We start from the raw sequence: 14,114 nt of genomic DNA, 5'->3' as shown, positions 1-14,114 counted from the left end.
TTAGGTCCGATTGCATAAAAATGCATAAAATAAAATAAAAATACGAAAGCGGGGAGAGGAAAAAATGAAAGGATCCTTAATACTCGCTAATGGTGAAAAGTTCACCGGACAGTGGCAGGGCAAACCAAAAGATCACATCGGAGAGCTGATATATTTTACAGGAATGGCACGTTTCCAAGAGTTCATAACAGATCCGGCCAATAAAGGGAAAATTGTCATTGCCACTTTTCCCGGAGTCTTAAACAGCGACTTGGATCAATCAATGTTTGAAAGCGACAAAATCCAAATCGGGGGGCTCATCACTCAGCAGGATGCCTCCATGCCCATTGATGTAAAGGGCATAAATGTCTTGGATATATTTTATAAACAGAATATGCCTGTCCTGACAGATATGGATACAAGAGCCTTGGTTAAAAGAGTGAAAAAAGAAGGCGAAATGCCTGCTATCATCTCATCAGAATATACAGCGAATCGTATATCCGCTCATACGGAAGATTTTCAAGGTGATTCCGGAACGGAATACATTATTCAAAATGGCGATAAACACATCGTTATAATCAACTTCGGCTATAAAAAATCACTTATTCAGGTACTCTCCCAATCTGGCAATAAGGTAACCGTCGTTTCAAGCAACATCGATATAAGCTCAGTGAATGCTTTGAAACCGGATGGGATCATTTTTTCAGGAGGTCCCGGACATCCGCTTCAATGGCAAAAATGTTTCCCGGAATATAAAAAACTGGCAATGAAATATCCGACAATCGGGCTTGGACTCGGGCATCAGATACTCGCTCTTGCGTTTGGGGCTAATATTGAAAAAATGCCTACAGGCCACCGGAATTTCAAAGAACCTGTCATTCAGCCGGGTTCAAACAAAGTCTTTATGTCCAGCCAAAACCATGGGTTTACAGTCACTGAGAAAAATTTAAAACAAAACGGCCTCCGCGTTTCTTTTAAAAATGTCCATGACGGAACAGTAGAGGGCCTTGTTCACGAACAATATCCGGTTGCGACATATCAATTCCATCCTGAACAGATGAATAACCCATTAAATGAACTGATTTTTAATAACTTCTTTAGAACAGTAAACGAAAGCAAAGGAGCACGTGTTTATGCCTAAGGAAAAAGACATCAAGAAGGTTCTTGTGATCGGTTCCGGGCCTATTGTCATCGGGCAGGCGGCAGAATTTGATTATGCCGGTACGCAAGGCTGCCTCGCCCTTCAGGAAGAAGGGTGTGAGGTGGTCCTTGTCAATAACAACCCCGCCACCATCATGACGGATGAACAATTCGCCCAGACGGTCTACTTTGAACCGCTGACAGTGAATAGCATTGTCGAGATCATCAAAAAAGAAAAACCCGATAGCATTCTCGGGACTCTTGGAGGACAGACCGGCCTGAATTTGACCGTTGATTTATATAAGCAGGGGTATCTGGAAGAATTTAATATCCGGGTCCTTGGCACAACGCCGGAATCCATCATTCAGGGAGAAGACAGAGAGGCTTTTCGCGCCCTTATGCATGAACTTGGAGAACCCGTTCCTGACAGTGAGATCATCCACTCCGTCGAAGAAGCTTTATCGTTTGCAAACAAGCAGGGCTACCCGATTATCATCCGTCCGGCCTACACATTGGGAGGCGGGGGCGGGGGCATTGTCAATAACGAAGAAGAATTGCTTTCAGTAGTAAAAAAAGGGCTTGAATCAAGCCCGATTACCCAATGCCTGATTGAAAAAAGCATTGCCGGCTTCAAAGAGATCGAATTTGAAATGATCCGCGATGCCAATGATACATGTATTGCCATCTGCAGCATGGAAAATTTCGATCCTGTCGGTATCCATACAGGGGATTCCATTGTCTTCGCTCCGCAGCAAACGCTGACTGATACCCAATTTGATGCTTTGTACCAGTCGGCAGTCAAAATCATCAGGGCTTTAAAAATCATCGGCGGCTGCAATATCCAATTTGCGCAAGATCCGAAAACAAATCAGTACTATTTAATAGAGGTAAATCCGAGATTAAGCAGGTCTTCCGCTTTGGCATCCAAAGCGACCGGGTATCCGATTGCAAGGATTGCCGCAAAACTGGGGCTTGGCTATCATCTTCACGAAATCATTAATCCCGTGACAGGAAGCACCTTTGCAAGCTCAGAGCCGGTTGTCGACTATACGGTCGTAAAAATGCCGCGATGGGCTTTTGATAAATTTCCTGATGCCAAAAGGGAACTTGGAACAACAATGAAAGCCACAGGGGAAATCATGGCGATTGATTGCTTGCTTCCAGCAGCCTTGCAAAAAGCGGTCAGATCCCTTGAGTTGAAAACAAATGGTCTGGAACTAAAAGGACTTTCCGATAAAAGCGATCAAGAGCTTTGGCTATCTATCATTCACGCCGATGATACCCGTTTTTTCGCCATATTGGAGCTTTTAAGAAGAGGGGCATCAAGCGTAGAAATTCATGAAAAAACAGGCATTACCCCATATTTTCTAGATGTTTTAACAGAACTGATTCAGATGGAAAAAAAGGCTAAGAAAGAAAATTTCGCTGCGGTGAGCCCTGAGTTTTTACGGCAGCTAAAAGAAAATGGATTTTCCGACGCCTGGCTGGCTTCTGTGTGGGATACATCTTTAGGCCAGATCAGAAAAAAAAGGAAAGACCATGGTGTCGTGCCTGTATTCCAGATGGTCGATTCATGTGCCGGTGAATTCATGGCAGCAGCCCCGTATTTCTATTCAACTTGGAGAGGAGAGGGCGATCAGATTGTCCCTGACAAAAATAAGAAAAAAATTGCGATAATCGGATCAGGCCCCGTCCGGATCGGCCAAGGAATCGAATTTGATTATTGTACAGTACGCGCAGCTTTGGCCCTGAAAGAGTCCGGGTTCGAGACCATTTTGATCAATAACAATCCAGGTACGGTCAGCACCGACTTCCAAATTGCGGACCGCCTTTACTTTGAGCCTCTCCATATTGAGGATGTACTCAATATATTGGAATATGAAAAGCCGGATGGAGTCATTGTTCAGCTTGGCGGACAAACCGCCATTAATCTGGCGAATGAATTGGATGAGAACGGTATTCCGCTTCTTTCCATCACTCAGGACCAAATTGATGCAGTAGAAGACCGTGAAAAATTTTACTCTTTATTAAAAGAACTGGAAATTCCTCATATTCCGGGCGTTACTGCTTACAATGAAGACGATCTGAAATCAAAAACGTCTGACATCGGCTTTCCTGTTTTATTAAGGCCTTCCTATGTAATCGGCGGCCAGGGAATGCTGATCATTGACAGCCAAGAAGAGTTGGATAGCTGTCTTGAAAATATAGAATATCCTGTTTTAATCGACGCCTATTATAAGGGGCTGGAACTTGAAGTGGATGTTTTGACCGACGGACATGACATTTTTATCCCTGCTTTTTTTGAACATATTGAAAAAGCGGGGGTCCATTCAGGTGACAGCATGACGATCACACCGCCGATCAATGTAACTGAAAAGGTAAAAGAAGCAGTTTATGAATACTCCAGAAAGGTCGCCCAAAAGCTGTTGTTTAAAGGGCTGTTCAATGTTCAGTTCGTCGTTTACAAGGATACAGTTTATATGCTAGAGGTCAATCCGAGAGCTTCACGGACCGTTCCCATTGTCAGCAAGATAACAGGCATAAAGTTGATCGATGAGTGCGTGAACATTTTGAATGGATCGCAATTATCTATAAAAAACCAGGATCAACCGGCTTTTTATGCGATAAAAAATCCTGTTTTTTCTACAGGAAAGCTTGATGGGGTAGACCCTAAGCTTACTCCCGAAATGAAATCCACCGGGGAACTGATTGGAATCGGCAAAACGGTGGAAGAGGCGCTTGCAAAAGCGATGGTATGGAACGAAAGGCTGGCAGCCCAGCAGCAAAAAGCCTGCCGGGAAATATATGTGGATGCTCATAATATGGATGAAAAGATCATTGAGAAATTAATGGCGGAATCAAATGCCATTATGGTAACGGAAAAAATGGGAATCTCTTTTGGGGACTGGATTAAAAACGGCAATGGGGCAGTCTTATTGAGCCTTGGAAAAAGCACGGCATCCGTTCAAAAAAGGCAATTGGCTTCTGCTGCCCAGCTGCAAGTAATAACTGAAATTGAAACGTTTAAAACCTATTTGACTGCCATTAAACAGCAATTCAGCGAGCCAAAATCGCTTCAAAGCTGGCTCGGAAAAATAAGAAAGGACGTGGTGACATCATGACAGCGACATCCGTTTCACTTAAAGGGAAGCATTTTCTTACATTGGCGGACTTTACAAAAGACGAAATCATGCAAATCATTCTGGATGCTATCAAGCTGAAAGACATGCAAAAGAAGGGGGAAACCCACCATTACTTAAAGGGCAAGACCCTGGCAATGATTTTTGAAAAATTATCTACGAGAACCCGTGTTTCGTTTGAAGTCGGCATGTTTCAATTGGGAGGCCATGCATTATTTTTAGGGAAAGATGACCTCCAAATGGGGCGCGGTGAGACAGTGGAGGATACTGCAAAGGTTTTATCGCGTTTTGTGGACGGGATCATGATCAGGGCATACAGCCATGAATCTGTCGAGCAGCTCGCAAACAATTCCAGTGTACCTGTTATCAACGGTTTGACAGATGATTACCACCCCTGCCAAGTGCTGGCTGACCTTATGACTTTGTATGAAGCAAAAGGAAGCCTGGAAGGCAAGAAGCTGGCTTATGTAGGCGACGGAAATAATATGGCTCATTCCTTGATGATCGGCTGCGCCAAACTGGGTGTCAACTGCTCTATAGCTGCTCCAAAAGGCTACGAGCCGAAACAGGCAATCGTTAAAAAGGCCCAGGAATTCGCCAACGAAACTGGAGCTGTGATAGAAGTTACAAACGATCCGAAAGCTGCTGCGAATGGTGCAGATGCCGTTTATACAGACGTATGGACGAGCATGGGCTGGGAAGCTGAGCAAAAAGAAAGATTAAAAGCTTTTACAGATTTTCAGGTGAACAGCGGGCTAATGGCAGAAGCTGATCGCAAAGCAGTCTTCCTGCACTGCCTGCCTGCGCATAGAGGCGAGGAAGTCAGTTCAGATGTTATTGACGGTCCGCAATCACTTGTCTTTGAGGAAGCGGAAAACCGACTTCATGTACAGAAAGCATTAATGGTTGCACTGATGGCCGACTGATCAAGTCATCACCACTTATGGGCCTTTGTCATATAATAGCGCAAAGAATCCGGAAGGGGGAGATGACGTATGGAAAAATTACAGTATGACCAATTTTCAGTTACCATCTTGCCTCCCGCGACAGCATACCATCCAGTGGACGGAAGAAAATATACGTTAATTATGTCAACTGGTGAAATGAATTACCATTTGGCAATTGGATTTAAATATGAAACAGATCTCCTTAATGTTGAAAAAAATGTTGAAAAAGAAAAAGTTATTACGGCAGAATGGAAGCCAAGGCTGGGCGAATATGTTTTAACCGGAAAAATTGATCTTGGCAGCCTGAATAATTTTCATCTAATGCAGGCAGAACTTGCTAAGGCCATTTCCATGATGGTGAAAGCGGACAAAGGTTTATATACACATGTTCCTTGGCTCCTGGATGCGCCCATATATATGGAAATTGATTCGTATATTCATAAATATAAGACCATCCAGTATTTCGGAACACCAAGACAATATTTAAAATAATTAGCGTTCCGTATGCACAGGTTTCTGAGGACCTGTGTTTTTGTTTTTTGTCTCACTATTTAAAGTATACTTTGGATATGAGACGAAACACAGTTTACTACCGATAATTTATATTATGGTGGGGGCACTGGATTAAAAAGGTAAAATCACTCTATCCTATGTTTATAAGATGCATTTTTTACATTCTCAAAGTCAATATACTTAACACTGTATTCAATTACATCATTGATAAATAATTGGTTCTCCTTTGCAAATTCTTTTACTGCTTGTAATAAATCTTTATCATATGTTGTTTTATAGTGTATACGATCTTTGGGTCGAGATTTTTTATTGAATGAAATCACTCCTGATAACAAAACTCTCTTTAAACCAGTTTCCAGCAAATAGTTCATATGCGTATGATGTTCCTTTGCTAAACTTTCCAATTCTTCCAAGATGGATTTACTAATAGTTGTTCTAAACTTAACACGGGTTTTGTCTGTAGTTTGAACTAATTTTCCATCCACTAATTTCCACATGAAAATAACCCCCATCAATATATAATTTGTTTATGTATTTCCATTCTTTCTCTTTTATGATAATGGTAATAATCATTGGCATCTTTATAGATTATACTTGCTAATTTGGGAAGCTCATACTTGCCTTTCACCCAAACACGATATATAACCTTATTAGTTTTAGTTGTTTCAGAAGTAATTTCTGAACGTAAGTTCCAAGATTTAAAAACCATTAAAAGTCCGTTTGCGAAATTTCGACCTCCAGTTGTTACATTCATAACATACCCTGTTTTTTGTACCCATCCATCACCATCAATAACGCCTCTTATAAATGATGGCAAAAATTCTTTCGGAACATCAGGGAACGGCACGTTGAAGGATTTATTTGAGGTTATCCCCATCTTTTCAAGGTCTTTTTTTATTATTTTTGAATTGATAATTAAGGTCGGTGTTTTTGCTGTTGATCCTTTCGCACCCAATACGTAATGTGCACCCATGCATTTTGCTATATATTTCAAGATCCTCTCATCTTTTTGCGCAAATACTATGCTGTGAGTACTACGGTTTACATGCCCATCAGTGATAAACAGCCCCAATACCCACGCCATTTCATGGGACCATGACTTAAAAAAGTCTTCATTAACCTTATGCTTTCGCGGCTGGCCCGAAAACTGCATACGATTCATTTCAATACCATGCTTATACATCACATTGCGAATGGCCCGGTCCGATAATCCAACAATGGGGCACATTTCTTTAAAAGGCATGCCGCTTTTATACATTTCTATAATCATTTCATCGGTTATACCCGGGTTTCTCATCAACTTTCAAACCCCTTCCAAAAAATAATTTTTTCCAGGATCTGAGATGTTACATTCATTATACCAAATGTTTGTTCGTATTTGCAATATAGATTCCACGCGACATTTATTTTTTTCAAGTCGGGCTTCTGTTAGGAATTTTCAAAATTCAATCAAAAAGAAGGACCTCATCATCCACATGAATTTCACCTGTTTTCATCACAGAAGCATAAACCCCGAAATGGTTATTTCTTTCTTTTACAACAGTTTTAAGCAAACTTGAATCTCGTTCCGCATCATTAGGATCAACAGTAATAATCATACACCTTTCACAATGCCTTTTTAATTGTATTTCCACGTTCTGCCCTATTTTCATTTTCTTCCCAAACCATTGTTCTTCAATGAATGGAACTTTGTCTTTTAACGAAATTAATAAATTAGGGCGGAAGCGTTGATAATTGATTTCTTTCTTTCCCCATACCTCTTTTAATTTATTCAGTGAAGCATCCGTTACCAGTTGAATATGTTCTTCTTCAATGGCGCCTATAGGGACATGTAGAGGCGTATAGGAAATAGGGGAAACTTTACGTTTCGATTTGTTTTCTATTTCTTTTGTTAGTTCTTCAACTCCCCAATAAAAAACTTTTCCATCGGGTGTTATTATTTCGACCTTGGGAAACTCCTCCAATAGCTCTTCTCCAATAAATCTTGCTTTATATCGAACCATTTCCTGGAACTGTGTGATTGTTAAAAACTTTCCCGGCCTTGTCTCATCCAAAAAAGCGTGGCTGCGGTCGCCATATAAACCATAATCCATTACTTTAGTTTTCTGTACACTCTCTCCATGAAAGGATTTCACAGGATGGCGGACTATTTCCTTGATATGCCCGATTAACATTTCATTCTCTCCTTATTTAGAGATTTGCTTAACAAAAGTATATCAAATAAACAATCATTTTAATTTAAAGCTATACTGTCAAACCTCCTGCTATTCGCAATCAGTCCTGATGCCACAGCTCCAGAGGGCTTTGTTATTTATTTTGGCGAGATTTTCTAATAATGAGCCGTCAGCTCTATTGACCATGGCATAATGACCAATAAAGCTGACGGTACTTCATAGGAAAAGGTTATTTGCTCCTCTAAGCTTGCCGGCCAGGGCACAAATAACCCCCCACTTCTATTCCTATTTTACTTGAATATACACTTCTTATCAGGAGCCTGTGTTAACCATAGTATCAAGCACGCGTTTTACCTCGGTGGGTCCCAGTTGCAGCCTTTCAATGTATTATTTACTCTCTTCCAATGTATAATTGTCAGGGAATCGCTTTTTAACGATCAGCATATAGATTGCCGATCCTGTTAAGAGCAGCCCTGAGATAAGAAATGCAAGTTGCACGCTAAATTCTGCGATTCCTCCGAAAGCTAATGTAGAAAATCCAAAGACCAATGTAACCATGGAATATTGTGCACTATATATTTTAGGTAAATCCTCGGCAGCTGCTTCTTTTTGTAAATATGTGCGTATTGTTATACCTTTAATTTGATCGATGAATCCACTAAAAGCTACCAATATTAATGCAACCCAAGCTATTGAATTTAATCCAAACAAAAATGTTATTATGGAAACACCGAACGAAGAGAATAACACTGTCTTCCTCATGATCTTTTCAATTTTTAATGAAAACCTCGAACAGATTACTCCGCCTAGTATCAATCCTAGAAAAAACGAAGTGTTTATATAACCCCACCATGCTTCTGTTACATTTAATACTTCATTTACAAATACATAAAGTATAGCTGCCACCCAAACTACGTTTGCCATAGCTTCCATAAAAATCATGACATGGATGCTTCGAAAAGTGGGATTTTTCCATATTATAAACCAGCCTTCTTTTAAAGTTTCAAATGTCTTTTGTTTCTCATCTTTAACTTGGAAAGGTGTATCATCTACAATCCGTATCATCATAACTGTAGACAGAACAAACAAGGCAAAGGTAAGCCAAATTACATTCTGTCCATTTATTAGTACAACCAATATTCCACCCATGGCCCAACCACCTAATTGAACCGTTTCATTAATAACTGACATAAAACTATTTGCTTTCAATAATTCGGATTCTTTGACCAATCTGGGGATAAGCGCATCCGTCGCCGGCATTGCCCATCCATCAAAGAACGCAATTAATAAGATACAACAAATAATAAACCAAATTCCAAGTGATGATTGAAAACTCATCCAAAATGCTAGTACGAATAATATTGCTGTTTTACTTAATTGTGAACTTACCAGAAGTGACTTTAATCTGTGTTTATTCAAAAGTAATGGTGAGATTGCACTACTGATAAATCTTCCAAACGTATTTAAAAATGGCAACAGTGCCAAGTACATTGCAGACTCTGTCATAGCATATAAAATAGAGATTAAACCAACTACATAAAACACATCACCTAAATTAGCGCATAATTGGCCTATCCATAAGAAACGGAATGGTTTACTTTTCATTTTTTCTACCCCTTATTTATCATTTTGCTTTTTTGTGATAAAAAGGGAATTTTACACTGGACATGCCCCTCACTTTTTATATTTGATTATAGAAATATTTATTTTAAACTAACCCGACACTATTTGAATGAAAACTCAACGTTTAAGGGTAGATAAAAATGTTATGTTCTAAGCCAATTTCGCTATTAAAAAAAAATAAATCTTGATTGATTTTCCTTTTAGCTTACTAGTATGTATAATATTTTATTGTAAGATTGTTTATGTTCTGTTTTGCTGTTTTTTACCAAAGTTATACAGAGACAGCCCCTTTTTACTTCCTTTTATATTATAGTTTTCTATTTAAATGAAGGTAACTCCTGAATCCTATATACAATTCCAAGTTCTTCATACCATTCATTTAAACCGTTCCATAAACTTTCGCATAATTGGTAGACATATTCTATATTGCTTAGTTCTCCACTCATAACACATTTAGCAAGTTCAACATATCCATTAGGTTTAGAATCGATCTTAATTGATTCCTCAAAGGTTTTTGTGCAAACCATATATGGCCAACGGTTGGAAAATCTATATCCGTAAACACAATTTTACTTTTCTCTCTCTGAATAGGGAGAGAAGTTGCAATAGCAGAAATAGCATCAGATACAGAACCTAGTACAGCAACTTCATCCGCTTGGGCTCCAATAAATTCAGCAAATTTCACCCTGGGCTCCTCTACTTTACTTATCGCTTCATTCCAATTAGGGGTAGCAACAGCGTAGCTGTCATTACCCGCAATAAACTGTATTAAATTGGGAAATTCTTAATGGCGTCATTATAATGATTTTGGGCTTCTTCAATAGCTAATCTCGAGTATACCTCTAAGGACTTTCTACTCTTATGTCCTGAATAGGGTTGAATTAATGCATCATCTATACCTTGTTTTTTTAACCAGGTTAAAAGGAAATGTCTTAGCATATGAGGAGAAATATTTTGAGTCAATCCAGCTGCCTCTGAGTACTTTGATAAAATTTTTCTGATTCCTCTATCTGTGTACTTCTTATTCCATGAAGACTCAAATAAATAAATAGCATGTTTATTTTTCATATTAATGCAGTGCATTGGCAATAATTCTTTAAAAGAATCAGGAAAAGGGACAATTCTATCCTTTTTCCCTTTTCCTTGATTAATTCTAATCTGGCATCGGTCAAAGTCTATATCTGTAAGCTTTATATTTATTAGTTCACTAACCCTAACTCCGGTATAAAGAAGGGTTCTAATAATCATCATGTCTTGGAAATTTTTTGCTTTCCAAACAACTTCATAATAACGTCTAAGTTCTTCTTCAGTTGGTATATAGGGAAGCTTTTCTGATTTTTTTGGTATCTCTACTTCTAATTCCTCACGTAGATGTTGAAATACCTTTTTTAAATAATCATAGTCTGGACGCTCACTTCGTAGATATTTAGCAAGTTCCTTAGCCTTCTTTTTTGCTGATGTTCTTTTTAAATTCATGCAGAATCCACCTCTATTTTCAATCGTTCAGACATATCCAATTTAAAGATTCCATAAGGATTTACATGGGTGTAAATTAATGGAGTTAAAGCCCGAAGATCTTCAGGTGTCATCCTATCAAACCATGCATTTTCAGATAAAATATTTTGTATCATTAAAGTATTAATATACACTAAACAGTTTTGAAGTAAATGTAAAGATAAAACGGCTATTTCTTGATCCTCTAACCGATTTGTTGCTATTTCTCCACCTTTTCCATAAAAGATAAAACTGTTTGCAGAGTTCCAATTTTCAACAACATTTAGCCCTTCGTGAATTTCCCTTCTAATTTCTTCGGAATCGAGGTATTCACATAGAAAAATGGTTTTAATGGCTTTGCCTAGTTCTGCAAGTGCCTGATATGTCGGGTGCTTTAAATTATTTCGAGTAAAACGCTTTAAAATCGCCTCAGTTTCTGCCGTTCCCAAGCGTAATGCAGTAGCATATTTGACCATTTGATCATATTGCTGCCGGATTAATTCCCAGTTAATTGGCCTAGTCATTACCGGTTGTAAATTGGGATAGGTATCTGTCATACCTACATCCGGTCGGTACAATTTTTGACTATGGATAGACTTTAATCTTGGCATTAATTGAAATCCAAGAAGGTGGCAAAATGCAAAAGCAACTTCACTTTGACCATGGGTATCGACATAGTTTTTTTGAAGATTCATATCAGTACAATGACGAAGTAATCCTTCAATCATCGATGCAACCTCGGATGATGAACAGGACTTCAACTGGGAGTAAATACAGGTTGAATTTTTTGCAACATGCCAATAAATCATAACACCACGGCCACGGTATCGTATATGCCATTCGGTCATCAAATTTTGATCCCACGCTCCAAACTTCTTAGAATCTGATGCACAGGCAGTTGTTCCTTCTCCCCATATTTCTTTGATTTTACAACGAAAAATAGCATTTACGACCTCTGCAATTGCATTACGTAAATTATCCTTTTGTATAAACTTTTTTCGAATATATAATAGATCGTTATATTTTTCTCCGTGTTCTCCTGCTGAAACCCGTTTAAGACCAGCATTTGTTCCTAGACCATATAATGTAAGGATCAATCTTTTTTGAATGGTTGCCCTATCGAGAATTTCTCTATTACCAACTGTTTTAAAATGATCTGTAAAATTGATTCTAAGATCAGCTTCTTTCAAAATATCCAGTAAGTTTGTCATTGGCCAACGCTTCATAATTTCAGCTTTTAAGCGTGATAGGTTTATTGGTTCTGGTAGTGGTTCATATGGTGATATTGATATCCAACCATTTCCTTTTGTTGTAATTCGGACTTGAGAATTTTTAGGAATTCTCTCATTTAGTTTTTCTAAGGATTTGATCATCTTCTGTTTAATACTCAAAATAAATGCTTCTGCATCAAGTGGCTGGTTTAAAGCTTTGTAATTTTCTTCTCTTCGCTCTTCAAAATCTTGTGGCAAATCCTCATCTGGATTTCGATATCGATCAGAACCCACTACCCAAATTTCCTTGCATCGAAGCTTGTCCCGTAATGCTTGTAAAGCACTGATTTCATAATTTATTCGGTTTATTCGTTCCTGGCCTTTGTCGTCTTTTTCAACTACAATTTCTTTATTAACAGAACGAATAACTCCGTTGATTGGAACATTTTCTGTTATTGGAAAGTAATGAAAGCCAGTTTCAGCGTACTTTTTAATCAATCCAAGCGCCTCAATCACTGGACGGTGAACCTCGTTATTAGAACGAAAATCAAGAATATTTAAAATTTCAGGAACCATCCTGCGATAATGATTACCATAGGAAGCCCGAATAACCGTATGAATTTTCTCACGATAGGCCGGTCCAGTATGTTTGAATTCCTTTACTAAGTCTTTTAAGGTTTGCTCATTAACTATAGGATAAAGAACTTCGCGAATTATTCCTTCTGGATTATCAACTGCTGCTTGAGCAAGATTGAATAAAATGCCATATTTGTTATTGACTTTCCGTAAATCATTTAGTATTTCTTTTTCAACCTTTCGCTCGGCACGTACATTAATTCGATGAATGATTTGGATCAGCAGTTCAATGAGGTTATCCGTGATTTCTAAGCTCCGAAGCCAAAAGAATGAGGATAATAAGGTGTAGCGAATTGGTTCGGGGTGTCGTCTTAATGAGCGAATATCCTCTGTGGCAGCTCGTAGCCGATATTTTTTAATAATTTTTGGAGGAACATCTTTAAATAAATCTTGAGGTAAGTTGAGTTGACGGATGGTATTCAATTTTTCTAGTTCCTTAAATACGGTATCTAACCCAACTCGTCCTGGATCTGATTTTAATTCATGAAAAGAGATGCTTTTTTTAGATACTGATGTCTCCTCTATAGTATCTTCAATATCTTCAATTCTTTCAATCAATGAATCAAGCTTTGTTAGTGTTTGTTTTGGTAAACTTTTATATATAGCATCAAAAAAACGTTTTTCATAGGTGTTAATGGCGGAATGAATAAGGCGTTCTATCCGATCAGGAGTCGGTGGTTCGATTCTAAGATCGCGAAATCTTTGATATACTTGCTCCTCTACATAATTCATTTCATGATTATGGTATAGAACAAATTGACAAAGCCAATTAATCATTTCTTCAATGTCTTGTTGTGTAATTTCCCGAAAGCCAAAATAATTACGTATTTCTGAACGATGATAAGTAATCGTTCTGCCTGTCCAATCATAATTACTAAAAGCACTTGGGTTCAAAAATAATTGCTTTGCTAAAAACTCTATAAAAGATCTTGGTAATTCATTTTTATAATACGGAAATCTTGCTTCGTATTGAAAAAATTTAAACAAAACGGCAAAGCCAAGTTTTGAATCACCTCTCTTTGTTTGAATAAGCTTCATTTCATCGGGCGTCAATGTAAAGTGTTCTATTAATTCTTCTAACTCCCAGTTCCTTTTCAAAACATATTCTCCCCTCAAAAAAGTTCCTATAATGGTGAGTGCCGGAACTTTATTTAAAATAAAGTATATTATAAATCAACTATATCAAACAATAATCCTGAATTACGAAAGTAAAATCTAGTAACTAAATACAAAAAGGGCTCCAGCCTTTGGTATAAT

At 38.3% G+C, this 14,114-nt stretch carries 12 protein-coding genes; 4 read left to right on the top strand and 8 right to left on the bottom strand.

The window, feature by feature from the left end; genetic code table 11:
- The first annotated feature begins 64 nt into the window (after positions 1-64).
- The 4 genes from FS666_RS12545 (at position 65) to FS666_RS12530 (ending at position 5,698) form a co-directional block, all read left to right on the top strand.
- Positions 65-1,120 (top strand): carbamoyl phosphate synthase small subunit, encoded by a 1,056-nt coding sequence (locus tag FS666_RS12545; protein WP_144462369.1) that lies wholly within the window; start codon positions 65-67, stop codon positions 1,118-1,120.
- Positions 1,113-4,241, top strand: a complete 3,129-nt coding sequence (locus FS666_RS12540) for a carbamoyl-phosphate synthase (glutamine-hydrolyzing) large subunit (RefSeq protein ID WP_144462371.1) — start codon at positions 1,113-1,115, stop codon at positions 4,239-4,241. Before FS666_RS12545 ends, FS666_RS12540 begins: the two co-directional genes overlap by 8 nt.
- On the top strand, positions 4,238-5,185 hold the full coding sequence (argF, locus tag FS666_RS12535) for an ornithine carbamoyltransferase (protein WP_144462373.1): 948 nt from the start codon (positions 4,238-4,240) through the stop codon (positions 5,183-5,185). The genes FS666_RS12540 and argF overlap by 4 nt, the downstream gene beginning before the upstream one ends.
- A gap of 69 nt (positions 5,186-5,254) precedes the next feature.
- On the top strand, positions 5,255-5,698 hold the full coding sequence (locus FS666_RS12530) for a staygreen family protein (protein WP_144462375.1): 444 nt from the start codon (positions 5,255-5,257) through the stop codon (positions 5,696-5,698).
- 146 nt (positions 5,699-5,844) lie between these two features.
- Here the strand turns inward: FS666_RS12530 and FS666_RS12525 are convergent, their stop codons facing one another.
- The 8 genes from FS666_RS12525 to FS666_RS12490 all read right to left on the bottom strand — a co-directional run bounded on the left by FS666_RS12525 (position 5,845) and on the right by FS666_RS12490 (position 13,955).
- Entirely contained in the window at positions 5,845-6,216 is a 372-nt protein-coding gene (locus FS666_RS12525) for an rRNA methyltransferase (protein WP_144462377.1), read from the bottom strand.
- Positions 6,217-6,230: 14 nt separating this feature from the next.
- On the bottom strand, positions 6,231-7,016 hold the full coding sequence (locus FS666_RS12520) for an LAGLIDADG family homing endonuclease (protein WP_144462379.1): 786 nt from the start codon (positions 7,014-7,016) through the stop codon (positions 6,231-6,233).
- Between the two features lie 148 nt (positions 7,017-7,164).
- Positions 7,165-7,893, bottom strand: a complete 729-nt coding sequence (locus tag FS666_RS12515) for an MOSC domain-containing protein (RefSeq protein ID WP_144462382.1) — start codon at positions 7,891-7,893, stop codon at positions 7,165-7,167.
- Positions 7,894-8,280: 387 nt separating this feature from the next.
- A complete protein-coding gene (locus tag FS666_RS12510) occupies positions 8,281-9,498 on the bottom strand; it encodes an MFS transporter (RefSeq protein ID WP_144462384.1) in 1,218 nt (405 codons plus the stop codon).
- Positions 9,499-9,833: 335 nt separating this feature from the next.
- Positions 9,834-10,043 carry a kanamycin nucleotidyltransferase C-terminal domain-containing protein gene (locus FS666_RS12505; RefSeq protein WP_144462386.1) on the bottom strand — a complete coding sequence of 70 codons (210 nt, stop codon included), beginning with the start codon at positions 10,041-10,043 and terminating at the stop codon, positions 9,834-9,836.
- Positions 9,959-10,201 (bottom strand): hypothetical protein, encoded by a 243-nt coding sequence (locus FS666_RS12500; protein WP_186306553.1) that lies wholly within the window; start codon positions 10,199-10,201, stop codon positions 9,959-9,961. The genes FS666_RS12505 and FS666_RS12500 overlap by 85 nt, the downstream gene beginning before the upstream one ends.
- Before the next feature lie 83 nt (positions 10,202-10,284).
- Positions 10,285-10,992: a tyrosine-type recombinase/integrase gene (locus tag FS666_RS12495; RefSeq protein WP_144462387.1), complete on the bottom strand. Its 708-nt coding sequence runs from the start codon at positions 10,990-10,992 to the stop codon at positions 10,285-10,287.
- On the bottom strand, positions 10,989-13,955 hold the full coding sequence (locus FS666_RS12490; RefSeq protein ID WP_039229895.1) for a Tn3 family transposase: 2,967 nt from the start codon (positions 13,953-13,955) through the stop codon (positions 10,989-10,991). The genes FS666_RS12495 and FS666_RS12490 overlap by 4 nt, the downstream gene beginning before the upstream one ends.
- Positions 13,956-14,114: the final 159 nt, after the last annotated feature.

Source organism: Siminovitchia fortis (assembly GCF_007681465.1).
GTDB classification, from domain to species: Bacteria; Bacillota; Bacilli; order Bacillales; family Bacillaceae_C; genus Siminovitchia; species Siminovitchia fortis.
This window is presented reverse-complemented; position numbering and strand designations above follow the sequence as displayed.

What these genes read in the sequence shown, in the direction of transcription:
- FS666_RS12545 (WP_144462369.1), top strand. Translation starts at nt 65, where the DNA reads ATGAAAGGATCCTTAATACTCGCTAATGGTGAAAAGTTCACCGGACAG.
- FS666_RS12540 (WP_144462371.1), top strand. Translation starts at nt 1,113, where the DNA reads ATGCCTAAGGAAAAAGACATCAAGAAGGTTCTTGTGATCGGTTCCGGG.
- argF (WP_144462373.1), top strand. Translation starts at nt 4,238, where the DNA reads ATGACAGCGACATCCGTTTCACTTAAAGGGAAGCATTTTCTTACATTG.
- FS666_RS12530 (WP_144462375.1), top strand. Translation starts at nt 5,255, where the DNA reads ATGGAAAAATTACAGTATGACCAATTTTCAGTTACCATCTTGCCTCCC.
- FS666_RS12525 (WP_144462377.1), bottom strand. Translation starts at nt 6,216, where the DNA reads ATGTGGAAATTAGTGGATGGAAAATTAGTTCAAACTACAGACAAAACC.
- FS666_RS12520 (WP_144462379.1), bottom strand. Translation starts at nt 7,016, where the DNA reads ATGAGAAACCCGGGTATAACCGATGAAATGATTATAGAAATGTATAAA.
- FS666_RS12515 (WP_144462382.1), bottom strand. Translation starts at nt 7,893, where the DNA reads ATGTTAATCGGGCATATCAAGGAAATAGTCCGCCATCCTGTGAAATCC.
- FS666_RS12510 (WP_144462384.1), bottom strand. Translation starts at nt 9,498, where the DNA reads ATGAAAAGTAAACCATTCCGTTTCTTATGGATAGGCCAATTATGCGCT.
- FS666_RS12505 (WP_144462386.1), bottom strand. Translation starts at nt 10,043, where the DNA reads ATGGTTTGCACAAAAACCTTTGAGGAATCAATTAAGATCGATTCTAAA.
- FS666_RS12495 (WP_144462387.1), bottom strand. Translation starts at nt 10,992, where the DNA reads ATGAATTTAAAAAGAACATCAGCAAAAAAGAAGGCTAAGGAACTTGCT.